This window comes from Pedobacter sp. G11, from assembly GCF_003860265.1.
Taxonomy (GTDB): domain Bacteria; phylum Bacteroidota; class Bacteroidia; order Sphingobacteriales; family Sphingobacteriaceae; genus Pedobacter; species Pedobacter agri.
The window spans coordinates 1096644-1123342 of sequence record NZ_CP034190.1; the positions used below are offsets into that span (position 1 = coordinate 1096644).

20 protein-coding genes are annotated in these 26699 nt (G+C 38.8%); 13 read left to right on the forward strand and 7 right to left on the reverse strand.

The window, feature by feature from the left end; translation table 11 throughout:
- Positions 1–21: 21 nt before the first annotated feature.
- From EA772_RS04815 to EA772_RS04835, 5 genes are all read right to left on the reverse strand, one after another.
- On the reverse strand, positions 22–660 hold the full coding sequence (locus EA772_RS04815; protein WP_124911504.1) for an MBL fold metallo-hydrolase: 639 nt from the start codon (positions 658–660) through the stop codon (positions 22–24).
- Positions 661–695: 35 nt separating this feature from the next.
- Positions 696–1283, reverse strand: coding sequence for a gliding motility lipoprotein GldD (locus EA772_RS04820; RefSeq protein WP_124911506.1), 588 nt, complete (start codon positions 1281–1283; stop codon positions 696–698).
- A 70-nt stretch (positions 1284–1353) separates the two neighbouring features.
- Entirely contained in the window at positions 1354–2097 is a 744-nt protein-coding gene (locus EA772_RS04825) for a shikimate dehydrogenase (protein ID WP_124911508.1), read from the reverse strand.
- Positions 2098–2196: 99 nt separating this feature from the next.
- Entirely contained in the window at positions 2197–2964 is a 768-nt protein-coding gene (locus EA772_RS04830) for a phosphosulfolactate synthase (RefSeq protein WP_010602940.1), read from the reverse strand.
- A 60-nt stretch (positions 2965–3024) separates the two neighbouring features.
- A complete protein-coding gene (locus tag EA772_RS04835) occupies positions 3025–4428 on the reverse strand; it encodes a tetratricopeptide repeat protein (RefSeq protein WP_010602941.1) in 1404 nt (467 codons plus the stop codon).
- Between the two features lie 250 nt (positions 4429–4678).
- On the opposite strand from EA772_RS04835, the gene EA772_RS04840 reads away from it, so the two are divergent.
- Positions 4679–5143, forward strand: coding sequence for a nuclear transport factor 2 family protein (locus tag EA772_RS04840; RefSeq protein WP_010602942.1), 465 nt, complete (start codon positions 4679–4681; stop codon positions 5141–5143).
- Positions 5144–5220: 77 nt separating this feature from the next.
- On the opposite strand, the gene EA772_RS04845 is transcribed toward EA772_RS04840, so the two are convergent.
- Positions 5221–7731, reverse strand: a complete 2511-nt coding sequence (locus tag EA772_RS04845; protein ID WP_124911510.1) for a M1 family metallopeptidase — start codon at positions 7729–7731, stop codon at positions 5221–5223.
- 123 nt (positions 7732–7854) lie between these two features.
- On the opposite strand from EA772_RS04845, the gene EA772_RS04850 reads away from it, so the two are divergent.
- The 6 genes from EA772_RS04850 (at position 7855) to EA772_RS04875 (ending at position 15367) form a co-directional block, all read left to right on the forward strand.
- A complete protein-coding gene (locus EA772_RS04850) occupies positions 7855–9396 on the forward strand; it encodes an aldehyde dehydrogenase family protein (RefSeq protein ID WP_124911512.1) in 1542 nt (513 codons plus the stop codon).
- Positions 9397–9516: 120 nt separating this feature from the next.
- Positions 9517–10233 carry a 3-ketoacyl-ACP reductase gene (locus EA772_RS04855; RefSeq protein ID WP_124911514.1) on the forward strand — a complete coding sequence of 239 codons (717 nt, stop codon included), beginning with the start codon at positions 9517–9519 and terminating at the stop codon, positions 10231–10233.
- A gap of 315 nt (positions 10234–10548) precedes the next feature.
- Positions 10549–13338 (forward strand): outer membrane beta-barrel family protein, encoded by a 2790-nt coding sequence (locus EA772_RS04860; protein ID WP_168187480.1) that lies wholly within the window; start codon positions 10549–10551, stop codon positions 13336–13338.
- Positions 13339–13343: 5 nt separating this feature from the next.
- Positions 13344–14126, forward strand: a complete 783-nt coding sequence (locus EA772_RS04865) for a GLPGLI family protein (RefSeq protein ID WP_116168921.1) — start codon at positions 13344–13346, stop codon at positions 14124–14126.
- 48 nt (positions 14127–14174) lie between these two features.
- On the forward strand, positions 14175–14744 hold the full coding sequence (locus EA772_RS04870; RefSeq protein ID WP_124911516.1) for a Crp/Fnr family transcriptional regulator: 570 nt from the start codon (positions 14175–14177) through the stop codon (positions 14742–14744).
- A 188-nt stretch (positions 14745–14932) separates the two neighbouring features.
- Positions 14933–15367, forward strand: a complete 435-nt coding sequence (locus EA772_RS04875; RefSeq protein WP_124911518.1) for a carboxymuconolactone decarboxylase family protein — start codon at positions 14933–14935, stop codon at positions 15365–15367.
- Positions 15368–15420: 53 nt separating this feature from the next.
- On the opposite strand, the gene EA772_RS04880 is transcribed toward EA772_RS04875, so the two are convergent.
- Positions 15421–17052 carry a glycoside hydrolase 43 family protein gene (locus tag EA772_RS04880; RefSeq protein ID WP_124911520.1) on the reverse strand — a complete coding sequence of 544 codons (1632 nt, stop codon included), beginning with the start codon at positions 17050–17052 and terminating at the stop codon, positions 15421–15423.
- Between the two features lie 270 nt (positions 17053–17322).
- Between EA772_RS04880 and EA772_RS04885 the strand changes: the two genes are divergently transcribed.
- The 6 genes from EA772_RS04885 (at position 17323) to EA772_RS04910 (ending at position 26443) form a co-directional block, all read left to right on the forward strand.
- On the forward strand, positions 17323–18276 hold the full coding sequence (locus EA772_RS04885) for a pectinesterase family protein (RefSeq protein ID WP_124911522.1): 954 nt from the start codon (positions 17323–17325) through the stop codon (positions 18274–18276).
- 159 nt (positions 18277–18435) lie between these two features.
- Positions 18436–20109, forward strand: a complete 1674-nt coding sequence (locus EA772_RS04890) for a glycoside hydrolase family 28 protein (RefSeq protein ID WP_124911524.1) — start codon at positions 18436–18438, stop codon at positions 20107–20109.
- A gap of 4 nt (positions 20110–20113) precedes the next feature.
- Complete coding sequence (locus EA772_RS04895) at positions 20114–22045, forward strand: glycoside hydrolase family 88 protein (RefSeq protein ID WP_124911526.1); 1932 nt, start codon at positions 20114–20116, stop codon at positions 22043–22045.
- 179 nt (positions 22046–22224) lie between these two features.
- The gene (gene pelA, locus EA772_RS04900) at positions 22225–23241 is read left to right on the forward strand and encodes a pectate lyase (RefSeq protein WP_124911528.1); all 1017 of its coding nucleotides are present in this window, start codon (positions 22225–22227) and stop codon (positions 23239–23241) included.
- Between the two features lie 39 nt (positions 23242–23280).
- Positions 23281–24795, forward strand: coding sequence for a tagaturonate reductase (locus tag EA772_RS04905; protein ID WP_124911530.1), 1515 nt, complete (start codon positions 23281–23283; stop codon positions 24793–24795).
- 1 nt (position 24796) lies between these two features.
- Positions 24797–26443 carry a UxaA family hydrolase gene (locus EA772_RS04910; protein WP_124911532.1) on the forward strand — a complete coding sequence of 549 codons (1647 nt, stop codon included), beginning with the start codon at positions 24797–24799 and terminating at the stop codon, positions 26441–26443.
- The last annotated feature ends 256 nt before the right edge of the window (positions 26444–26699 follow it).

Genomic DNA, 26699 nt, shown 5'->3' on the forward strand with positions numbered 1-26699 from the left:
ATTAGCTGATACAGCCTAGATCTAAAAAAACGGATTATTTTGCTTTTCGAAACCAATTGTTGTCGCCGGACCATGGCCAGGATAAACCTTCGTTTCATCTGGTAATACAAACAATTTATCGGAAATGTTTTGGAGGAGTTGCTGATGATTGCCACCAGGCAAATCTGTTCGGCCGATGCTACCATAAAACAATACATCACCCCCAATCAAAATATCATCAGCTTTGCTGTAAAAACATAAGTGTGCCGGAGAATGGCCAGGAGCAAAAATTAAATCAAGTGTGCTATTGCCAAACGTGATCGTGCCTGTTTCTTCCAGAAACTCATCCGGAAGGGGCGAAGTTTCATATTTATAAAATCCCATTGATGGAGCGTATCCCGGAACGGCTTCCAATACCACCAATTCTCCTTTATGGAATTTTGGCTTTAATCCATAAGTATCAAAAATAAACTTATTGCCGAAAACGTGATCGATGTGGCAATGGGTGTTTAATAACAAAACCGGCTTAAGGTTTTGCGCTTTGATAAAGGAAACAAGTTCATTCTGTTCGAAGCCTTCATACATGCCCGGATCGATGATAACGCACTCTTTTGTTTCATCGTAAAGAACGTAGGTATTTTCGCTGTAAGCGTTAAAGGTGAATATTTTTATGGTAATCATAGTTTGTGATGCCTAATAGCGAATAATCGTAATAACTAATTTTTCCATCTAAAGGTAGAAATCAAAGTATCGATATCTGTTTTGATAAATTTAACAACTGGAGCAATAGAATCATATTGAGGGCGCTCATTAAAATATAACGCTCCTCTGAAATAATGTTTCGCACTATCTGTGAGAAAAAACTGAACCGAGGATGCTGTATTTCCCTCAATGGCATAATAAATTCCATAAACCTTTTGCTGAGGATAATTGATAATTCGCTGATCAATTGCGCTTGCTTTTATGGTATGTTTGAAAGCCAGTTTCCTGGCATCTTCTACCATCTGATCATATTCACCTTTGGCTGACACATCATAATAGGTAAGGTGCAGGTAGCCATTAAACTGCTTAAAATGCAGGTTATACCAATTTGCTCTCGCATCCCGACTTTGATCTTGCTCAATTGTGGCATAAACAGGATATTGAAACTGGTAAGGAACAGGTTTAGAGAATGCTGCGTATGCCTTCCTAGGGAATTCAATTCTATAATAACCTTTAGGCTTAGGGCTATAGTCATTATTCTGACAAGCGGAAAAGCACAAGAGTAGCATAAATGGCAGAAAGACAAAAGATTTCAATTTCATAAAATAACCAGCTTAACAGATTGCCTTATCGAAAGTCGGCATTCGCTTTCGCAATAACGACAGATAAATATTATTTATTCCAAATGGCCCAGGCTTTTTCTGCCTGCTTATACAACATTTCTAAACCGTTTTTAACTTGCGCACCGCGTTCTGCTGCTTTAGAGAGGAATGCCGTTTCCAGAGGATTATAAACTAAATCATAGGCTAAGTGATCGCTTCCGAGTTGTGTATAATCGATTTCAGGGAAAGTATTTATATGAGGCGACATGCCTAATGGTGTGGTGTTGATTAAAAGCTTGTGACGCTCTAATAACTCTGGTGTAACCTGGTTGTATAAAATAGCTCCAGCGGTTGCCTTTCTCACTACAACCTGATATTCAATACCCAACTTTTGCAGTACATATTTTACCGCTTTGGCTGCACCACCATCACCAAAAACCAATGCCTTTTTATGGTTAGCCGTTAATAGCGGTTTCAACGATTCTTCAAAACCGTATGCATCGGTATTAAATCCTTTTAAATATGTTTCGCCCTCGAATCGTTTAATACAAATGCAATTTACTGCACCGATTTTTTCCGCAGCTTCTTCAATTTCATTTAGAAATGGTAAAACGCCAATTTTATGCGGTATCGTCACATTCAGTCCGCAAAGCGATTGATTTTCAGCGAGTAAATCTGCAAGTGATTTTATGTTTTCTATTGGAAAAAGTTCATATTGACGATCAGTTACCCCCTCATCTTGAAACTTTTCGGTGAAATATTTTTTAGAAAATGAATGTGAGAGTGGAAATCCGATTAGACCGTATGTTTTCATATGTACAAGGATTCTTTATAAAGCATAAAGCAATCTTACAGCGGTAGTAAATCAACTAACATTGTAAGATTGCTTCGTGGCTCGCAATAACGATATATTTTATTTTGTTTGATTCAGGAAATAATCGAAAGTATCTCCACGTAAGCCCAAACGAATAGTTTCTAATGGAATCACTTCGGCCGGCGCAATGTTCCCCAGGTTTACGTTTGATCCGATAAGTTTGATGAACCAAACCTGTTGTTCTTTTTGTGGCGCTTCCCAAATAATGGTTTCCTCCGGAATTTGCGTTAAAATTTCATCAACTAATCCCTCACGTACTTCGCCACTTCCACGATAAATTCCGACATTTCCACCTTCGCGTGCTTCAGCAATTACCTTCCACGATCCCGCTTGTATTTCGGCCTGCATTAATTTAATCCATTTGTATGGAGCGAAAATTTTTGCGGCGTCTTTACTTCCCACTTCAGAAATTACAGTTACCTGTTTAGATAATTCGCTGATATAATTACACTTTTTATCATGTTCTATTTCGATCGACCCATCAGAAACTTCGGCATATTCCATCCCGTACTGATCCAAAACACGCTGATAATCTGAAAACTGATTTCTGATGATAAATGCTTCGAATAATGTTCCACCAAAATAGGTTGGAATCCCGGCACTTTTATATAAAGCTAATTTCTCTTTAAGATTTGGCGTAACGTGTGATGTAGCCCAACCTAATTTTACGATATCTGTATAAACGCCGGCAACTTCAATAAAATCTTCTACCTGGCGCAGGCTTAATCCCTTGTCCATAACCATTGTATAGCCCTTTTGGCGTGGTTTTTCCGGACGTTCAGGAACGTTTAATAATGGGTAATTCATATGCGTACAAAAGTGAAAAAAATTTTGAGATTTATTTGTTAAATTTTTCTCACAAGACTGTTACCTGATATATCGACTTATTACGCTGATAATGGCACTGTTATCCTGAAGTTGTGGCAAATATTCAAACAAAATATAATGTTTATCCGGATCGGTAGTTAAAGCCGTTTCCAAATAACCCAATGCATCGGCATAATTGCCCATTGCAAAAAGATAGGCTACCATGCGATAATATAGCTCTGCAGCTTCTGGATTATTTTTAATTGCTTCAGCCATCGTTTCCGATGCTTCCAATAATTTTCCTTGTTCGTACAACACGGTACTAAAATCCAGCCATGCTTCCACATCTAAAGGATTATATTCCAGAACTTTATCATAAGCAGCGATTGACTCCTCAATCTGCCCCAATTTGTAATACGCATCAGCCATCGCAAACCAGAAATCAGCGTTTTCTGCTTCTAAATCGATTGCTTTTTTATAGAAATGTAACGATTCAAAATAGCGTTCTTCATGGTTTAATGTTACGCCAATTCCAAACCAGGCATCAGCCATTTTTGGATCCATTTTTACTGACTTTTTGTAGTAAGAACGGGCTTCATCCATCTTTTCCAGTTTCTCATAACATTCGCCCATTGCACAATAAGTATCAGCATTGGGTTGCTCATACTCAAAAGTCTGTTTGTAAACTTCAATGGCTTCATCATATTTATCCAGCTGAACCAAAGCGTTGCCTTTATTAAAATAAGCAGAACTAAAATCCTCTTTGATTAAGATGGCATAATCATAAGCATCAATCGCCTTCTCAAAAAGATTAAGTTTATGGAAACTGTTTCCTAAGTTATACCAAGCGGCATAAGAGTAAGGATCAGTATCAATGTATTGCTGGTAAAACTTAATGCTTTCTTCCTGTTTATCTAAAACATCGTAGCAAAAGGCCAGCTCGTACAAACCGTCCTGATTTTCCATGTTTTGTTCTAAACTCAGTTTGATATAGGTAATCGCACTTTCATAATCGCCCATGCTTTGGTACACATAAGCCATTTGCAAAAGAATCTCATCTGTACTTTCAGCTAAACCTAAAGCTTTATCATAATTTTCTAATGCTTCGCTAAACCGTTCGGTATTTTGAAAAATATTACCACGCAACAGATAAATATCTGGTTCTGATGGCTCCAATAACTCTGCTTTTTGCAAAGCAATAAAAGCCTGTTCATTGTTGTTGGTTAAAATGAAAAGATGTGCTTGTTTAATAAGAAAAACAGTGGCATACGGATGCTGGCTGATGGCAAAATCAACTACCTGCAGTGCTTTAACCGGATCATTTTTCTCGATGTAAAAATCTACAATATATTCGAAAGCGCCAGCGTCGAAAAAATACTGATCCTGATTACGGAGCATTTCTTCGTAACGTTCTACAGAGCGTTGTGCATCTTCGTTGGATTCAAAAAAGAATTCTTCTTCCATATCTAATAACTATTAAAGAACCGTGCCATTAAGCAGAAAAACACATTATAATTTTACCGATTTAAATTATCGCTTTTATAAATAATTATTAACATTAATTGTTAAGACAATCGTAAATAGCTGAAAATAAAGCCTATCGGCAGTGATTAAGATGTGTGAATTAAGCTAATATTTTATCAACATCGCGGTTCCTTTCCCCTTCTTTCACAAAAATAATATAAATTTATTGTAGTAAGGTAATCAACAAGTCATGAAAAACTGGACAATATTAGCTTTCTTCCTGATTTTTTTAAGTACAAAATTACTGGCTCAGCATGAGGAGGAGGCAATTAAAACGGTAGTTACTCATCTTTTTACCGGAATGAAAACCGGAGATAGTACACTTAGCAGATCAGCATTCGCAAAAAGTTGTATCATGCAAACCATTGTGAATAAAAATGAGAAATTATCTGTTCGAACTGAGCAACTGGATGATTTTATAAAGTTTATTGGTTCGCCACATAAAGAGAAATTTGATGAGCGAATTGTATTTTCTAAGATTTTAATTGATGGACCGCTTGCCACGGTGTGGACCGATTACAAGTTTTATATCGATGAAAAATTTAGCCATTGTGGTGTGAATTCTTTTCAACTGGCAAAATTGGATAATCGCTGGCAAATTGTTTATTTGATTGATACCAGAAGGAAGGATAACTGCAGTTCGATGATTCCCTAGCTATTGCTATTCCGAGCAAAAAAAAGCGCTACAGATTTACACCTGTAGCGCTTTTATCTTGATAAAAGATCTTTCGGTTATTCTTTACCTAGTTCTGCCGCAGCTTTTTTAAATATATCTGCTTGTTTATTTAGGTTTGACTTCACCTCGCCGCTTGCTGATTTAGCTTGCTGTGTTTTGGCCTGAGCGGTTGCTTCATAAGCACCTGAAAGCTGTTTATTCAAGTAATTTTGCAATTTCAAACGTTCAATAGCTGCACTAATTCCATTGATGCCTTTTTCCGTAACTGTAGGATTGGTATTGGCCCTTAAATATTGAAAATATTGGCCAATCACTGCGAAAATTTTGTTGCGATCGCCATTGGCCATAATGTTTTCATAAAATGCCTGATGCTCATCTTTCGGATCGCTGATGTACAACGAAGCGATAGAAGAAGCAATATGGTCTTTCGTATCCTGATCCAATGAAGATAACGCCGTCATACCTTCTTGCGGTGCAACTTTGGTTAAACCAGCAATCGATGCTGCAATTACCCTGTAAGATCTGTCTTTCACACCGTCCAGCAATAGTGCCTTGTAATTTTGGTCGCCAGTTTCGGCCAGTTTAGTAATTGCCGCAGCCCTCGCTTCAGTATCTTTATCGGTTTTGGCCATTTGCAACAATACCGGTAATGCAACAGCTTTAACTTCAGCGTCTTCTAAATTCAAACCCTCAATACTTAATGCCCTTAAATCTCCAGATTTATCTTTTAAAGCACCCAACAAAATCTGCTGGCCGCTTTTAGCCTTACTTTGCATTATAAATTGCAGAGCTTCAATCCTATTGGCATAAGTCGGTGCATTTTTATACTGGAAATAATAGTTTTCTGCAACCTTATTGTCGTTAATTTCGCCAACAATGATTTTATCAGCATCGAAGTCGATTAGATCTGGTTTGGCACTCACCTCAAAAGAAAAAGTTTGCTCGCGGCTGTTGATCACTATCTCTTTAGTTACCTTTTGCCCACCAGCATAAATTACGACTTTAACAGGCAAAGTAAAGGTTTGCACGGCTGCATCCTGTGTTTGTTTTACTCTAATGGTAGCCTTTCCATTCTCATAACCATAGTCAACTGCTAAAATCGGGTGGCCTCCTGCATAATACCACTGGTTAAAATAGGGACTCCAATCTTTTCCGGTGATGTCTTCCATAGCCAAACGCAACTGATGGGTTTCGCCATTTTTGAAAGCGTTGGTGGTCAGATATTTGTTTAAACCTTTATAGAAAGCAGCATCACCCATTTGATTTTTCATTGCATATAAAATCACCGATCCTTTAGCATAGCTAACATTATCAAACATATCCTCTTTATCATTGTAGTAAAAACGAGCTAATAGTGGGCTTTCCCCGTTTTTTGTAGAGCTGATATAGGATTGTAATTTTTCATAACGTGATTTATCTTCCGCATCTTTCCCTTCATCATATCCATGCCAGATGATTTCGCCAAAAGTGGCAAAAGATTCATTCATGGTGAGGTTAGACCATGATTCTGCGGTAACATAATCGCCAAACCATTGGTGAAAAAGTTCATGCGCAATCGTACCTTCTTCGTTTCCATCCAATAACTCACGATCAGTTTTTTGGATGTGCTCACCATGCAGTGTCGCGGTTGTGTTTTCCATGGCACCTGAAACATAATCTCTTGCTACAACCTGTGCATATTTATTCCATGGATAATCTACGCCTAAAACATCGCTGTAGAATTTCATCATCGTTGGCGTTTTACCGAAAATCTGTTTGGCAAAAGGTGCATATTTCGGCTCCAGGTAGTAATTAACCTCTTTGCCTTTGTAGGTATCTTTTGTGATTTTAAAATCGCCAACTGCCATCATAAATAAATAAGGCGAGTGCGGTAGATCCATTTTCCAGGTGTCGGTTCTTGTGCCATTAGCGTTTGGTTTCTGACTAACCAATTTTCCGTTAGATAAAGTGGTATATTTCGATTGAACCGTCATCGAGATTTCCTGTGTTGTCTTTTGATCTGGCTTATCAATGGTTGGGAACCAGGCCGATGAAGATTCCGTTTCACCTTGTGTCCAGATCTGGATTGGTTTATTTTTATCTGCACCATCAGGGTTGATGAAATACAAACCTTTAGCATCCGTAATTGCTGCACTTCCCTGAACTTTCAATTCATCTGGCTTTGCCGTGTACGCAATGTATACGGTATATTTTTCGGTATTGGTATACTTTTTATTTAACGTGATGTAAAGTTTGTTATCGCGATAATCATATTTCAAAGGTGTATTTCCCTTTGTACCAACCAGTGCAACCGTTTTAATATCCATGCCCTGAGCATCAAGCGTTAATGAATCTGTAGCATAAAAATGAGGCTTTAACGTCACCCACTCTTTGCCGTAAAGATATCGTTTTGCATAATCGAAAGATACATCGAGTTTGGTATGCACCAGGTCGTTTATTTTCGCTGGGGTTACACGATAAACAGATAATTTTGCTGATTTTTCAACAGCTTTTTCCTGAGCAGATAGCGTGTTTGCCACAAATAGAGAGACAAATATTGCACTACAAGCCAAAAATTTTTTATTCATGTTTTCTAATTTAATAAGTCAGTTGCGTTTAAAGCAAGATATTATGAATTGTGATAAAGTATCGAGTCAAATGTAACTTGCTTTATGGTAATTTTTTGTTTTTTTGTGTAAATCGTTAGATATATGAATACAGATATTCAATCCATTTTAAACAAACTTGGCATAGCAGAAAGTAATGCCGCTTTCAGCACTGGAAGTAGTTGGGAAGGCGAATCGAATGCAGAAACGTTGAAAAGTTTTTCTCCGGTTGATGGCAAGCTTATAGGCGAATGCAAAATAGCCACTTCAGCAGATTATGAATCAATTATTGCGAAAGCCCAGTCGGCATTTACAGACTGGAAAACTGTTCCGGCACCAAAAAGAGGAGAGATTGTTCGTCAGTTTGGCGACGCTTTAAGGGAAAATAAAGACGCCCTGGGCACTTTGGTTTCCTACGAGATGGGAAAGAGTTTACAGGAAGGTTTTGGAGAAGTGCAGGAGATGATCGACATCTGTGACTTTGCGGTGGGATTATCGCGACAGCTTTACGGCTTAACCATGCACAGTGAGCGCCCAAGCCATCGCATGTATGAGCAGTGGCATCCGCTGGGGATTGTAGGAATTATTTCAGCATTTAATTTCCCTGTGGCGGTTTGGGCATGGAACTCGGCATTGGCCTTGGTTTGCGGAAATGTTTGCATCTGGAAACCTTCGGAGAAAACCCCTTTAACAGCCATTGCCTGCCAACATATTATTGCTAAAGTTTTTAAAGCCAATGATGTGGCTGAAGGTGTTTGTAACCTGATTATCGGCGACAGAACCGTTGGCGAATTAATGACCAACGATGGTCGTGTGCCATTAATTTCAGCGACTGGATCAACCCGTATGGGCAAGCAGGTTGGTGCTGCTGTAGGTGCAAGGTTAGGCAAAAGTTTATTGGAGCTAGGCGGAAATAATGCCATCATTATCTCTGAACATGCAGATTTAGACATGAGTTTAATCGGCGCTGTTTTCGGTGCGGTAGGTACTGCAGGACAACGCTGTACCACAACCAGAAGATTAATTATCCACGAAAGTGTGTATGATGCCTTTAAAGAGAAATTGGTAAAAGCTTACGATCAATTGCGCATTGGTAATCCATTGGATCAAAATAATCATGTAGGACCGTTAATTGATACTGACGCAGTTGATGCCTATCTCGACTCGATACAAAAATGTAAAGCCGAAGGCGGGAAATTTGTAGTAGAAGGTGGTGTACTGACCGGCGATCATTACAGTAGCGGCTGTTATGTAAAACCTTGCATTGCCGAGGTTGAAAATGATTTTAAAATTGTACAGCACGAAACCTTTGCCCCAATTTTATACCTGATTAAATATAAAACACTGGATGAAGCGATCGCTTTACAAAATGGTGTGCCACAGGGTTTATCATCAGCCATTATGACCTTGAATTTAAGAGAAGCAGAGCAGTTTTTATCAGCCAAAGGATCTGATTGTGGAATTGCAAATGTGAATATTGGTACATCTGGAGCAGAGATTGGTGGTGCTTTTGGCGGAGAGAAGGAAACAGGAGGTGGCAGGGAAAGTGGCTCGGATGCCTGGAGAGCTTATATGAGAAGACAGACCAATACAATAAATTATTCAAATACTTTACCATTGGCGCAAGGCATAAAGTTCGATTTGTAATGAAAGATTCGTCATTGCGAGGCACGAAGCAATCTTAAATGATCGCTTTACTTTTAATCCCAATGCATTAAGATTGCTTCGTGCCTCGCAATGACGTGATGATTAAAAAATAAAATTAAAATGGAAAACATATCAGGAAAAAATGCACTGATTACCGGTGCGGGTAAAGGCATCGGGAAAGCGATTGCAATTGCTTTAGCTAAAGAAGGTGTAAATGTTGGTTTAGTTGCAAGAACCAAAAGCAGTTTGGATGAACTGGCTGCAGACCTAAAACAATATCATGTTAAAATTGCAGTAGCCACAATGGATGTAGGCAACATCGATTCAGTAAACGAAGCTGTTAAATCGGTACAGTCTGAATTGGGCTTTATTGATATTTTGATAAATAATGCCGGCGTAGGAAAATTTGCGAAGTTTATGGAAATGGAACCAGCAGACTGGCAAAACGTGATACAAACCAATTTACTGGGAACTTATTATGTTACCCGAGCGGTGGTGCCAGAAATGATTGAAAAGCAAAGTGGAGATATTATCAATATTTCCAGCTCATCGGCATTTAGTCCTGCAGCAGTAACCAGTGCTTATTCGGCATCAAAAGCTGCGATTAATGCTTTGTCGGTTTCTTTAATGCAAGAAATGCGGAAACACAATATTCGCGTTACTGCTTTGGCACCCAGTACCACCGCTACAGATATGGCCATCGATTTGAAATTGACAGATGGCAATCCAGATAAAGTGATGCAGCCCGAAGATCTGGCTGAACTCATTGTTTCTCAACTGAAACTAAACAGAAGGGTTTTTATAAAGGATGCTTCAGTCTGGTCTACAAACCCATAAACAAAAAGAGGTGCTACTTAATTTTAGCACCTCTTTTTGTTTCACTTGGAAGCGAACTCAATAGCTTTTCTAATAAATCCGTATTAATCACCATAGTAATTTTTGATTTGCTGCTAAAAGAGACTGAACTTCAGCTTTTATACTGCTTCTGAGTTGCAATTTGCTCATTTTCATCGTACATGCTGCGGAAATAATAGCGGATTTTGGAGCAAATTGTAATGATTTAGAGACGTTTGTTAAAAAAGGTTAAAGCATAACACACAACTAACATATTAGTTCTATATTCGGAGACCAAAACTAATCCAAACTCGCTCCATGAACAAACTATTACTCTCAGTCTGCTTTCTGATTTTTCTTTCTTCGTACGTGAAAGCACAACACATTATCAAAGGCAGAACAATTGACACTGCATCTACAACACTATTATCTGGATCTACCGTAGCTGTTTTAAACGCAAAAGATTCGACACTTGTTAAATTTACGCGTTCAGCTGAAAATGGCACATTTGAACTCAACGGCATTAAAAACGGCAAATTCATCTTATTGGTTTCTTATCCAAAATACGCTGATTTTGTTGATCATTTTACACTTGATTCTACTACACAGTTAAAAGATTATGGCAAAATAAACCTAACTGGCATGGCCAAAATTCTGGCTGATGTAATTGTTAAAGGAAACCGAAATGCCATCAAAATTAAGGGAGATACAACAGAGTTCGATCCAAAGGCATATAATATTGAGCCCAACTCAAAAGTAGAGGATTTGATTAAACAATTTCCCGGGATACAGGTAGATAAAGACGGAAAAATTACTGCTCAGGGTAAAGCTGTTCAAAAAGTATTGGTTGATGGGGAAGAGTTTTTTGGCGATGACCCTACACTGGTGACGAAAAATCTTCGTGCTGACATGGTTGAGTCTGTTCAACTATATGATAAAGCAAGCGATCAGGCCAGCTTTACGGGGATTGACGATGGCGAAAAAACAAAAACGCTAAACGTTAAACTTAAAGAAGACAAGAAAAACGGTTACTTCGGAAAAGCACAGGCAGGTTATGGAACTGATGATTTTTACACCGGCCAATTGATGTTCAATAAGTTTTGGGGTAAAAAGAAATTTTCTGCCTATGGTATCTTCGGAAATACTGGAACTGTGGGTTTAGGTTGGGACGATCGAGATAAATATGGTGGTTCGAGCGGTATGACCATGACCGATGATGGTGGAATGTACTTCAGCAGTGGTGGCTCTGATGATTTTGACAGTTACGATGGTCAGTATAATGGCCAGGGTTTGCCAGTGGCCCGAACCGGGGGATTGCATTTTGATAGCAAATGGAACAAAGATAAAGAATCATTAAATACCAATTATAAAATAGGTTCGATCAGGGTTAGTGGCAATCGGAACACCATTAGCCAAAACAACTTGAGTTCGGGCGTAATCAATAACGTATCTGATCAATACAATGACAACGATATGTTCAGACAAAAATTGGATGCAACCTATGAGGTCAAGTTAGATTCGACATTAACCTTAAAAGTTAACATTGATGGAACTTTAAAAAAGAGCAATACCTATAATCAATACAATACATCAAGCAGAAACGGGCTCGATAGTTTGCTGAATACCACTAACCGAACACTTACCAATAAAGTGGATGAGCAGATGTTTAATGCCAATGCCTTATTTACAAAACGCTTTCAAAAAAAAGGCAGAACTTTATCATTAAACTTTAACCAAGCCATTACGAAGAGCAATAGCGATGGTTATTTAAATTCAGAAAACAGTTATTTTGAAACCACCGGCAGAAGAGACAGTTTAATCAATCAATATAAAGTCAACGACATCACCAACAGTGCTTTCAAATCTAATTTGGCTTATACTGAACCATTATCCAAAACCTTAACGGTGATTGTAAATTATGGTTTAAGCTTGATGAACGGAAAATCAGACCGCAAATCGTTTAACAGATCGGGCAGTGGCAATTATGATATTTTAGATACAGAATTCAGTAATGATTATGAACTGGATCAAATCATCAATCAGGGTGGCGCTATCTTTAACTACAAAAAAGGTAAAACCATTATCAACTTCGGTTCAAAGTTTAGTGGAGTTAATTTTAAGCAAACCGATCTTTACAACAACAGAACTTACGACCGGGATTTTGTAAACTACATGCCACAAGCTTCTTATCAGTATCGGTTCTCGCAACAGAAATCATTCCGCTTAAGCTATAATGGTAATACGAATCAGCCTTCATTAGATCAAATTCAACCAATCAGGGTGAATACCGATCCATTAAATATTTCGTTGGGTAATCCAGATTTAAGACCTTCTTTTAGAAGTAATATCAACGCCAATTTTAACTCATACAAAGTATTAACCAATCAATCCATTTGGTTAAATGCATCCTACAGTTTCACAGCTAATCCAATTGTAAGCGATGTATCTACAGATGCATTAACTGGCAGAAGTACTTACAGATCGGTAAACATCAATGATAAAATGGCTACTAATTTTTATGCATATGCTCAAACCAGCAGAAAAATAAAGGGCATAGACTTAAACGCAGGTATTAGTTTAAGTGGAAATGGTAGCTCATCATACAACTATATCAATCAGGATTTAAACAACACTAAAAACTACAGCTATAACCTGGGTATTAATTTGAATAAGTATGTAGAGAAAAAGTATAGTTTCTATATCAACAGCGGACCAACTTACAATGTATCAAGAGCTAGTATTGGCAGCTTTGGAAATAGCGACGGTTGGGGCTGGAATGGATATGCTTCCGGTAATGTTCAACTTCCGGCTAAATTCGAATTATCAAGTGATGCACAATACGAATACCGTGGAACCACGCAAACTTTCAACGAAACCTTCTCTCGTTTTCTTTGGAATGCCTCAATAACTAAAAAGTTTTTCAAATCAGAAAATCTGAAATTGATGATGACGGTTAACGACATCCTGAATCAAAACGTTGGCTTCGACCGAACAGCTTACAATGGAAATATTACGCAGAGCAGCTACACCACCATCAGGCGTTACTTTTTATTCTCGGTAATTTGGGATTTCAACAAAATGGGCGGCGGTATTAAAACTCAAAAATAATCATCATGAAAACTACACTTAAATATATCACTTTATTTGCTGTTATTTTCATCAGCAAAACACTACAGGCACAAAATGTGCATTTCGTACAAAACGGCATCATCGAATTTGAAAAAAGGTCGAACATGTATGCACTGATCAAAAAGAAAATTAATAAGGATAATGAAACGTATCTGAATCCTGCTTTTGATCAATATAAAAAAAACAATCCCCAGTTTAAGGTAACGAAAAGCATACTGAATTTTAACAAAGATAAAAGCTTGTACAAATGGCCAACTGTTGATGAACCCATGAACAATAACTGGTTAAGTACAGATGTACTTGCCGACTTAAAAAATACCGTTGCTACAAACTTTGATGCCCAGAGCAGCATCATACAGAAAAATGTTTATGAGGATGTGTATCTGGTAAAAGATAGTGTACGTAAAATCAACTGGAAAATAACTGATGAGACACGTGACATCGCCGGTTACGAATGTCGCCGGGCAAATGCCATTATTATGGATTCTGTTTACGTTGTAGCTTATTATTCCAACCAAATCGCAGTTTCTGGTGGTCCTGAAACTTTTACAGGTTTGCCGGGGATGATTTTAGGTTTGGCTTTACCTCATGAAAACGTAACCTGGTTTGCCACAAAAGTTACCGAAACAACGGTGCCAGAAAAGGATTTAACTGCGCCAGTGAAGGGCAAACCTACAGATAATAAGGGCTTGAAAGCAATCTTGCTTTCAGCAATGAAAAACTGGGGCGAATACGCACATCCTATTTTTAAAGCTTTTTCGTTATAGCTTTTTGATCTATAATTATGTTTAATTTAGCATAATTGTATTCTCAAAATGTATAGCGCACTTTACAATCACATTAATAAATTTATCGATTTGAGTAGTGATGAACAAGAAATTCTTGCATCGCTACTCAAATCATTTTCGTTTAAAAAGAAAGCTTATTTACACGAAGTAGGTGATATTTGCCGGGCAAATTATTTTGTGATAAAAGGTTGCTTAAGGCTTTATTTCGTTGACATTAAAGGCGCTGAACAAACTACTCAGTTCGCCATTGAAAACTGGTGGATTTCTGACCTTACCAATTTCATCTTTCAAAAACCATCAGATTTTTATATTCAGGCTGCCGAACAAACGGAGGTAATCGCAATTGAATATCGGCACTATGATGAAATGTTAGCAAAAATACCCAAGCTGGAAAAATACTTCAGGTCGATTTATCAGAAACTGCATCAGGCTTCGCAAATCCGCATCAAATACTTGTATAGCCAAACTGCTGAGGAGCGTTATACCAACTTTAACAAGCTATTCCCCGAATTTGTACAAAGGGTGCCGCAATATATGCTGGCCTCATATCTCGGCTTTACACCAGAGTTTTTAAGCAAAATCAGGGCTAAAAAATAGGTTTAACCATAAAGGGCGCTAAAAGGTTACTGCACAGAAAACGTTAAGTTACTTGCCAGGCTGCACCCGGCTTTTCGTTTCGAAGCGAAAATGTTGTAAACTCTAGGGTAAAACTCATTTCTTAAACTACATTAAGTTTTTTGATGATCAGGATGAAGAACTTTACATCGTAATCAAAAAACAATAAAATGGAAAATAGAATAAACATCCAAAAAGCAGATCCAGCAGCTTACCAAGCCATGTATGGTTTAGAGAAATATTTATCAGCCAGTAGCGTAGATCCTATCCTTTTAGAACTGATTAAAATGCGTGCTTCGCAGATAAATGGTTGCGCATTTTGCTTAAATATGCACTCAGCTGATGCCCGTAAAATCGGCGAAACAGAACAGCGTTTATATTTGCTAAATGCCTGGCGAGAAACTACTTTATTTACAAAAGAAGAGGAAGCAGTGCTGGCTTTAACCGAAGAAGTTACGTTAATAGGCAACCATGTTTCAGATGAAACCTATGCAAAAGCTGCTGGTTTTTTCGATGAAAAAACTTTATCGCAAATTATTATGGCCATTGTAACCATTAATGCCTGGAACAGGATTGCAATCACGTCTAAATTGATGGTTGGTTAGTTACCAGTTTTCTCCTCCTGGTTGGCGGCCCACCAACCAGGAGGTTTTAACCATCATTTCTCTACCCTAAACCAATCATATTCGGCAATGCCGGAGTCATTGGTTTGAGTATCTCTGATTGCAAATATTCCTACTTTTGCACCAATCCACTGCCCTGCAGTTGCCTGAAACTCATCGCCAACATTGGTAAATTTAATGCCATCTTCACTATAACTGAACTGGCATTTTGCACCGTTGGAAACCCTCACCCTAAGTTGAACATTGCCTGATTTCAGCTTTGCCATTTCTTTCTCGTTTTCAGCCTTCCCTTTATCAGCATTTTGGCAAAGACCGAAAGTTAAGTAAAAGCCATCTTTTTTACTTTTGATACTGATTTTAGCATAATTTCTGCCCATCACTACCACGCCAGTTTGCTCGTTTTCTAACTTTGGATTGGGCTTGAAGTTAACTTTAGTCGTCACTGAAAATTCTTCTGCGGGAAACTTTTGCATTAACAAGTTAGGAACGTCCCAAAGATTTTTGGCTTCGTCAGGGATTTTAGCCGTATAAAGTTTCAGTACACCTTTGTTTGCATCTGTAAAAGCCCAGGTAGCTTGCGGATTAGCCTGCCATTGCCATTGCAAACCTAATTGAGCAGATCCAAATTCATCACTTTCCACAGGAGTTACAATTGGATAAATTTTACCAACATTTGGTTTTTTGTAAGTGGAAACGGGTTCACCAATACCATCTCCATCTTTGTCCATTCCGATAACAGGCCAGTTATTCACCCATTTCATAGGTTGTAGATGAACCACTCTCCCATAAGCATCTTTATCCTGGAAATGCAGAAACCAATCTTCTCCAGTTTGGGTATTTACCCAGGCGCCCTGGTGCGGACCATTTACAGCAGATTTTCCCTGGTCCATAACCACTTTCCTTTCATAAGGCCCGTAAATATTTTTGCTTCGCAAAACCAGCTGCCATCCGGTAGAAACGCCTCCTGTCGGAGCAAACAAATAATAATATCCGTTTCGTTTATACACCTTAGGCCCTTCAATTGTGGGATCTAATTCATGTCCATCATAAACAATTCTTCCGGTTTCTGTCGCTTTTAAACCATCTGCAGATAATGGTATGATGGCCAAAACGCTTTTGATTCCGGCTCTGCTTCCTGCATAGGCATAAGCCAGATAAGCTTTTCCATCTTCATCCCAAAACGGACAAGGATCAATCAGACCCTTGCCTGCAGCAACCAATTTTGGAGCAGACCAATCTCCTGTGATTGTTTTTGTTTTGGTAACATAAATTCCAAAATCAGGGTCAGGATAATAGATGTAAAATTCGCCATTGCGGTAACGGATAGATGGTGCCCAAACACCGTTTCCATGCTGCGTTTTTTCGAAATGCTCAAAAGGCGGTTGACGTTTCAAAGCATGGCCAATAATTTTCCAGTTCACTAAATCCTTTGAATGCAAAATCGGCAATCCTGGAATGGCATCGAAGCTGGAAGCGATCATGTAAAAATCATCTCCGACGCGAATTGCATCGGGATCAGAATAATCAGCGTTGATAACCGGATTTCTGAAGGTTCCATTTCCTTGATCAGCAACCCAAACTTCTGAAACGTAATTGGGTTGAGGTGCTTGCGCCAAACAGCTTAGGCAAAGGCTAAAGGTGAAAATATAAGATAATAGAAATTTCATGATCAATCTTTATTGGTTAGAAAAGCGATCAAGATATTGTGCAGCACGATAACTTTTGCTTTATTAACAAGATTAAGCCTTTTTTAACTTTCGCCAAAATTTTAGTGTGCAATCGTTCCCGTGATGGTTTACGTGGTTCTGGCGCAATTTTTTCTCTGCTTCACTGTGGCTTGGTGCTTAAACTTGTTCATCAAATCATTTCCACTATAACTCCGTTTCGAAGTTTTATACTTTTATTTGGGCGATGTTAATTTAAGCCTAACCAGATTTATGAAAGCAATTATTTTATTTTTAACAATACTCTCGTTCACCGCAAATGCGTTTGAAACCAAAGCCGATTTTGTTGTAGCAGCCGATGGAACCGGAAATTTCAAAACGATGCAGGAGGCGATTAATGCAGTGCCTGATTTTAGAAATAAAGTTACTTCGATTTTTATTAAAAAAGGGCTTTATAAAGAAAAGTTGATTCTTGCTGCGTCAAAAAAGAATGTGAAATTTATTGGGGAGAGTTTAAACGAAACCATTTTAACTTATGACGACTGGGCACAAAAGAAAAATACTTTCGGAGAGGAAAAAGGAACATCAGGATCATCAAGCTTTTACATTTATGGCGAAGGATTTTCTGCTGAAAACATCACCTTTGAAAATTCATCTGGTCCGGTAGGGCAAGCGGTAGCCGTTTGGGCTGGTGGCGATAAATCAACCTTTACCAACTGCCGGTTTCTGGGTTTTCAGGATACGCTTTATACCTATGGTGCAAATAACCGTCAATATTTTAAAGACTGTTACATTGAAGGAACGGTTGATTTTATCTTCGGTGCCGCAACAGCATGGTTTGAAAATTGCATCCTTTTTTGCAAGAAACAAGGCTATATTACTGCAGCTTCTACAGCCGATACCACCAAATACGGTTACGTTTTTAACAAGTGTAAAATTAAAGGCGAGGCTCCAATAAATAGTTTTTACCTCGGTCGCCCATGGAGACCTTTCGCCAAAGTTGTTTTTTTAAATTGTGAATTGCCAGATTTAATCCGCCCGGATGGCTGGAACAACTGGGGTAAGGAAAGCAATGAGCAAACGGCCTATTATGCTGAATACAATAGCAGCGGCAAGGGTGCAAAATCAAAAAACAGGGTTCCCTGGTCTCATCAACTTACTGAAAACGAGTATAAAAGTTACATTTTGGAAAACGTTTTCCGGGGCTGGAATCCGGAAAGAAAATAATGAAGGCAACTCTTTGATTTACAATTGGTAAATGGCTGATTTAAGATTCATTCCTGCTTAGTTTTCCGGCAACGTTTGCATAGATTTCTCTTCGCTTTTAGCGGCAAACAACGTACACTTGTTATTACGATAACCAAGTATAATTTAACAGCGCAAATAATGAAACATATTTCTGGTCATTTATACCGTTCTAAAATAGCCCTCGCATGTATTTTTTTGTTTTCGGCTGGTGCAGCAATGGCACAGCAGAAAACCAGTATGCCTATTATAAAGCAGGTAAATATTAAAGCTGATACGACAAGTATTGTAAGCTTTGGTGCGAAAGGCGACGGCGTTTCATTGAATACTGAAAGTATTAACAAGGCAATTGCGGCAGTGAGCCAGAAAGGTGGCGGTGTGGTTTTAATTCCTGGTGGATTATGGTTAACTGGCCCGATTGAATTAAAAAGCAATGTAAATTTACATTTGAAACGCGATGCTTTGCTTCAGTTTACTGATGATTTTAATCAATATAAATTAGTAGAAGGAAATTGGGAAGGTCAGCCGGCATGGCGAAATCAAAGTCCTATTTCTGGCACTGATTTGCAAAATATAGCCATTACAGGATCAGGTATTATCGATGGAAATGGTGGTGCCTGGCGCATGGTTAAACGGGATAAACTAACCGAATCGCAGTGGAAAAAATTAACTTCATCTGGTGGTTTGGTAAGCGAAGACGGCAAAATGTGGTATCCATCAGAGAAAACCTTTAAAGGATCGAAAACCAAAAACGCTGGCGTGGTTGCGGCAGGCCAAAGTGCTGCAGACTTACAAAGCATTAAAGATTTTCTTCGCCCGAATTTGTTGGTGTTAACCAATTGCAAACAGATTCTTTTAGAAGGCGTAACTTTTCAAAATTCACCTGCATGGAATTTGCACCCTTTACTGTGCGAAGATTTAACGTTGAGAAATCTACAGGTTAAAAATCCTTGGTTTGCACAAAACGGCGATGGGGTTGACGTAGAATCTTGCAAAAATGTATTAATTGAAGGCAGCACTTTTGATGTTGGTGATGATGGAATCTGCATTAAATCTGGCAGGGATGAAGCTGGTCGCAAACGTGGCAAGCCAACTGAAAATGTAATTATCAGAAATAATGTGGTTTACCATGCTCATGGTGGTTTCGTTGTGGGAAGTGAAATGAGTGGCGGCGCCAAAAATATTTGGGTTTACGATTGCTCATTCATTGGCACTGATATCGGCATCCGCTTTAAAACTACCCGCGGTCGTGGTGGTGTGGTGGAAGATATTTACATCAATAACATCAACATGATTGATATTCCGGGCGAGGCCATTTTGTTCGACATGTATTATGCTGCAGTTGATCCAATCGTTTTGGCGGGAGAAAAACGCGAAGCGATTAAAACAGTTGTAGTTCCTGTTACGGAGGCAACACCTCAGTTTAAAAACATCTATATCAAAGATGTAGTAGCCAATGGTGCTGAAAAAGCAATTTTCGTACGTGGATTGCCTGAAATGAATATTAAAGATATTTACTTAGAAAATGTTACCATTCAGGCAAAAAAAGGCGTTGAAATTATCGAGGGAACAGGTATTTATTTGAAAAACGTAAACGTGATTACCGATGATACCAATCCAGTTGTGAAAATCCAGAATGGAAACAACATCAACTTCAATGGTTTTAAATACAAAGAAGGTTCGGCATTATTGTTTGATATTACCGGTGAAAAAACCAAGGCTGTTAAAGTTTCAGGAACGAATGTTTCGCAAGCCAAAAAACAATCAAATATTGGTACTGAAGTAGCTAAAAAAGCTTTGGAAATTTCAAAATAAGAACATGAAGAAATCACTTTTATATACAGCCGTTGCATTATTGGGTTTTTCCATTTCAGCTCAAAGTTTATTTGCACAAAAGAAACTTTCTGATCAGTTAACACTTACTGCCATGGAAACTTTGTGGCAAGATACTACCGTTTTAAAAGGGCCAAAAGGCCCGAGGTGGTCGTACGATATGGGTGTGGTTTTGGAAGGTGCTGCAGCGGTTTGGCGCAATACCGGCGATGGTAAATACTTCAAGTACATTCAAAGCTCAATGGATGCTTATTTGGATAAGGAAGGAAACATCGCTACCTATAAATCAGAAGATTTTAATATCGATAACATTAAAAATGGCCGTGCTTTATTATTGTTATATAAAGTTACTGGTCAGCAAAAATATTTGTTAGCGGTTAATAAATTATACAACCAAATTAAAACCCAACCACGGACTAAAGAAGGTGGTTTTTGGCATAAGAAAATTTATCCTAACCAAATGTGGTTAGATGGATTATACATGGGGCAGCCTTTTTATGCAGAATATGCGAAGCTGATGAAAAAGGATGCTGATTTTGATGATATCGCCAATCAGTTTATCTGGATGGAAAAAAATGCCCGGGATGCCAAAACAGGTTTGCTTTACCATGGCTACGATGAAAGCAGGGAAGAGAAGTGGGCCGATAAGAAAACCGGTCTTTCACCGAATTTCTGGGGAAGAGCAATGGGCTGGTACATTATGGCTTTAGTTGATGTGTTGGATAATTTTCCGAAAGAACATCCGAAATATAAAGAGTTGTTAGCGATTTTAAACCGCACAGCAACAGCGACCGTAAAATACCAGGACTCAAAATCTGGCGTTTGGTGGGATATTTTAGATATGCCAACGCGACAAGGAAATTACCTGGAAAGTTCAGCATCAAGCATGTTTGTTTATGGCCTGGCAAAAGGTGTTCGCAATGGTTGGTTGCCACAATCTTTCATAGCTGCCGCAAATAAAGGTTATGCTGGATTAAAAAAGGAATTTGTTGAAAAGGCGGGTAACGAACGCATCAACCTTACCAAAACGGTTTCAGTTTCTGGCTTGGGCGGAAAACCACGATACCGCGATGGAAGTTTTGAGTATTACATCAGTGAGAAAGTAATTACAAATGATCCGAAAGGAATGGGTGCATTTATTTGTGCAGCGGCCGAAATGGAAGTTGCGGCTTTGCCAAAACCGGGAAAAGGATTAACGGTAATCGTTGATAACTTCTTCAACAACGAATACATGACTGGCCCAACAGGCGATAAAATTCCATTCCACTATTTATGGGAGGAAGATGATAACAATGGTTTTTCTTTATTTGGCAAAGTATTTAATGATGCCGGTGTAAAAACGGCTACCTTAAAATCAGCACCTACTACCGCAAACTTAAAAGGCAGCAACATTTATATTATCGTAGATCCGGATACGCAAAAAGAAACGGCTAACCCCAATTTCATGAATGCTGACCATGCCAAGCAAATTGCAGAATGGGTTAAAGCTGGCGGTGTTTTGGTACTCCTGTTAAATGATGCTGGCAATTGCGAGATTACCAAATTCAATACCTTGCCAGAACTGTTCGGAATTAAATTCAATGAGGATAGCCGCAACAAAGTTCAGGGTTCAAACTTTGAGCAGGGAGCGGTTAAAATCCCTGCTGGAAATGCCATTTTTAAAACAGCGAAAAAGGTTTACATCAAAGAGATATCGACCATAGTTGCCAAAAGTCCTGCGGTTTCCGCTTTAACAGATAATGGCGATGTGATTATCGCAACAGCAAAATATGGTAAAGGAACCGTTTTCGCGGTTGGCGATCCATGGTTTTACAATGAATATATCGATGGCAGAAAACTGCCGGAAGATTTGGAAAATTATAAAGCCACAAATGATTTGGTGAACTGGCTGATTAAGCAGGTTCCGGGAAAGAAATAAAAATAATCCGTTGGTTAAAACCAACGGCAATGTAAATAAATACTTGAATTCATTGCAGGCTGCTTTAGCTGCCTATTTAAAAGATTTGGATATCGGCTTAGCCAAAATTATGCTATTGACTTAAATTTTCGCCGATTCAAGGAATTTATATTGCTTTATAATAACAAGAGCTAACAAACATGACTAGAATAAAAATATTACTTACCATCGCCTGCAGCAGCTTTCTGATTTCTTGTTATGCCCAGCTCCCAACAGATTCTACCGCAGAAAAAATGTTGGTGTATCAGTTAGGAAATGGCGGTTGGCCGAAGCAACTGGAAGACAAAAGCGTGGTGAATTATGGCGCCAGTTTAACACCGGAATTGCTTGCAAAAATCAAAGCAACCAAAGATCTGCATGCCACTTTCGACAACAAAGCAACCAGCAGAGAAGTGGTTTACCTGGTAAAAGCTTATAAGAAAACACAAAACAAAGCATACTTAACAGCAGCAGAAAAAGGCTTGGATTATATTTTGGCAGCACAATATGCAAATGGCGGCTGGCCGCAATATTATCCTGATCAATCTTCATATCGTTCAGAAATCACTTACAATGATGATGCAATGATCAATGTTTTAGATATCCTCCAGGACATCACCACAAAGAAAAATGATTTTGAAGTAGTCAATCCGGAATACATTAAAAAAGCAGAAAAAGCGGTAACAAAAGGCATCGGTTGTATTTTGAAAACCCAGGTAAAGCAAAAAGGTGAATTAACCATCTGGGCAGCGCAATATGATAAAGATTCGATGTTGCCTGCAAAAGCGAGGGCCTTCGAACCTGCATCTTTAGCTACAGGTGAATCAGCTGGCATTGTTCGCTTTTTGATGGGGATTAAAAATCCATCAGCAGATGTTAAAAAATCTGTTGCAGCAGCAGTAAAATGGTTCGATACTTATAAAATATCAGGTTTTCGTTTCGTAAGAGAAAAGGGGAAAACAGCATCCTTAATCGCTGATAATGCCAGTATGGCCTGGGCCCGTTTTTACGATTTGGAGAAAAACGTTCCCATTTTTGGCGATCGTGATAACAGTATTAAATCGAAACTGGAAGAGCTCAGTGCAGAAAGACGGAATGGTTATGCCTGGTACGGTAACTGGGGGCAAAAAATTATAGAAAAAGAATATCCGAAGTGGTTAACCATAAACGGGAAGTAACATAAAGTATAACTCGTCATTGACGGAAATCTCAAGAACATGCTTTTAAACAAGGAAAATTTAAAAAATATCAGCGGAGAAAAGGTAATCAAACCAACTGCTGAAATGTTGGAGTTACCAGAAAAGGTAATTCAGTTTGGTACCGGCGTTTTGCTACGCGGTTTGCCTGATTATTTTATCGATAAAGCGAATCATCAGGGTATTTTCAATGGCAGAATCGTGGTGGTAAAAACCACATCTAAAGCCGGAGTTGATGATTTTGCTGATCAGGATAATTTATATACGCTCAGTGTTAAAGGTATTGAGGATGGCGTTGAAGTGGAAGAAAACATGATCAACTCTTCAATAAGTCGTGTTTTATCGGCCACATCAGAGTGGGCAGAAATTTTGAAAACAGCACATCAGCCAGAACTGAAAGTGGTGATTTCAAACACCACAGAAGTTGGAATTGTGAAAAGCGAAGATAAAATTACGGATAGCCCGCCGCAATCTTTTCCAGGCAAACTGCTGGCTTTCTTACATGAAAGATATAAAGCATTCAATGGTTCTGAAGAAAGTGGAATGGTTATCGTGCCAACAGAATTAATTAGCGACAATGCCGATAAATTAAAGGAGATTGTTCTGGATTTAGCCGTTCAAAATAAATTGGGCTGGGATTTCGAAAACTGGTTGAGAACAGCAAATTATTTTTGCAAAACATTGGTGGATAGAATTGTTCCGGGACGACTTCCTGAGGCTTCACAAAAAGCACTTGAAGCTGAATTGGGTTATACCGATGGATTAATGATCATGGCTGAACCATTCAGACTTTGGGCCATCGAATCTGCCAGTGAGAAAGTGAAAGATGTATTGTCATTCGCCTCGGCTGATAAAGGTGTTTTCATTGTTCCATCTATTGATAAATTCAAAGAACTTAAACTTCGCTTACTAAACGGTACGCACACCATTAGCTGCGGATTAGCAATTTTAGCTGGCTTTCATACAGTTAAAGAAGCAATGGCCGATGAGGAATTCTCCAATCATGTTTTAAAATTGATGAAGGAAGAAATCGTACCTGTTGTAGAAAGTGGCGATATCACGAAAGAAGAAGCTGAAGCATTCGCAGAAAGCGTAATCGATCGTTTCAGTAATCCATCCTTGGCTCACCAATGGCATGCCATTACTTTGAACTATACGCAAAAATTACAGATGCGTAATATGCCTTTGATCAGGAGATACTACGCCTTGAAAAATGAAGTTCCACAGTTAACCGCCTTAGGTGTGGCAGCATACATCGTTTTTATGAACGTTAAAAAAGAAGGCGATCAATACATTTCCCATGTAAATGGAAAAGCTTTCCCGGCACAAGATGAATTTGCCGATGTGCTTTACAATTATTGGCAAACCCCTGAAACAGTTGTAGACAGTACTCTGGGCGACAGGCGCTTATGGGATAAGAACTTAAACAACTATCCAGGCTTCAACGCAGCGGTTAAATCGTATGTTGAATTATTACAAAATAAAGGTGCAAAAGAAACTTTGAGTACCTTGCATACAGAAGAAAGAACAAATTAAAATGATTACGAGAATTTTAAAAATCCATCCGAACGATAACGTGCTTGTTGCCTTGCAAAACCTGGCAAAGGGCGAAACGATTATTCACGATGGTCATGAATATACTTTACAAGATGACATTCAGGCCAAGCATAAGTTTTTTATGCAAGACATGAATGCTGGCGATCACATCATCATGTATGGCGTGTTGGTAGGTAAGGCACAACATTTTATCCTTAAAGGCGGTTTAATGGACACTGAAAATACCAAACATGCATCAGATCCTTATGAATTCCGTCCATACCATTACGAATGGCATGCGCCTGATGTATCGAAATTTGAGGGCAGAACTTTCAATGGCTACATCCGTAACGATGGTCGTGTAGGCACAGCAAATTACTGGCTTTTTATTCCAACCGTTTTTTGTGAAAACCGCAATTTGGATGTAATTCGTGAGGCTTTACACAATGAATTGGGTTATGCGGTGACGGATAAATACAAGTCTTACGCACATCAGTTAGTAGAAGCCTACAAAAACGGCGAAACTTTAGAAGAAGCTGATCCAGGTTCCATCGGAATGGCAAGCCCGGCGGCAAACCGTGTTTTCAAAAATGTGGATGGCATTAAATTTCTTAACCACCAGGGCGGATGCGGTGGAACACGTCAGGATGCTGCAGTGTTGAGTAAACTTTTGGCGGCTTATGCCGATCATCCAAATGTAGCAGGTGTTACCGTTTTAAGTTTGGGTTGCCAGAATTTACAGGTGAAAGATTTTGTTGATGACTTGAAACAGCGTTCTCCAAATTTTGATAAACCTTTATTTATTTTCGAGCAGCAACAATCGCAAAGCGAAGAACAATTGGTTAAAGAAGCCATTAGAAAAACATTTATCGGATTAACTGAAATCAATAAAATTGAGCGTCAGCCTGCACCAATAAGCAAATTGGTTTTAGGTGTAAAATGCGGTGGAAGCGATGGCTTTAGTGGCATCAGCGCAAACCCTGCGGTTGGTTATACTTCAGATTTATTGGTAGCATTGGGCGGAACTGTTCTTTTGGCAGAATTTCCAGAACTTTGTGGTGCTGAACAACAGTTAATCGACCGAACAAAAGATGAAACTGCGGCCCGTAAGTTCATTCAGTTAATGACGGCTTATAACCAGGCAGCAGAAAATGTAGGATCAGGGTTTTTCATGAATCCATCACCAGGAAATATTAAAGATGGTTTAATTACTGATGCCATTAAAAGTACCGGAGCCGCAAAAAAAGGAGGGACTTCACCGGTGGAAGATGTTTTGGATTACACTGAACCTGCTACAAAACCAGGATTGAATCTGGTTTGTACTCCAGGAAATGATGTGGAAGCCACTACAGGTAAGGCAGCTTCAGGAGCAACTTTAATTTTGTTCACCACTGGTTTAGGTACCCCAACTGGAAACCCGGTTTGTCCGACGATTAAAGTATCAACCAACAATGCTTTAACCAAACGCATGAGCGATATCATCGACATCAACTGCGGACCCGTAATTGAAGGCGAGAAAACCATCGAACAAATGGGCGAAGATATTTTGGAATATTGCATCAAAGCAGCGAGCGGCGAAGTAATTCCAAAAGCTGTTTTGCTTAATCAGGATGATTTTATTCCTTGGAAAAGAGGCGTAAGTCTTTAGCTGGGAGTGCAGAGTCAGGAGTCCGAAGTCTAGAGTCTAAAGTTCAAACCTCCTATTTGAAGTCCGTCATTGCGAGGAGGTACGACGAAGCAATCTTTATTACTGAATGAGATTGCTTCGTTTCTCGCAATGACGACAATACAATTAAAACAAAAAATTCGTGGGCTGTGTCTTCACAACCACATCAAAAAAATATGATATAAAAGATTGGCGGTTTGAAACATTTAAATCGCCCGTCTAATGTCTCAAACCTTAA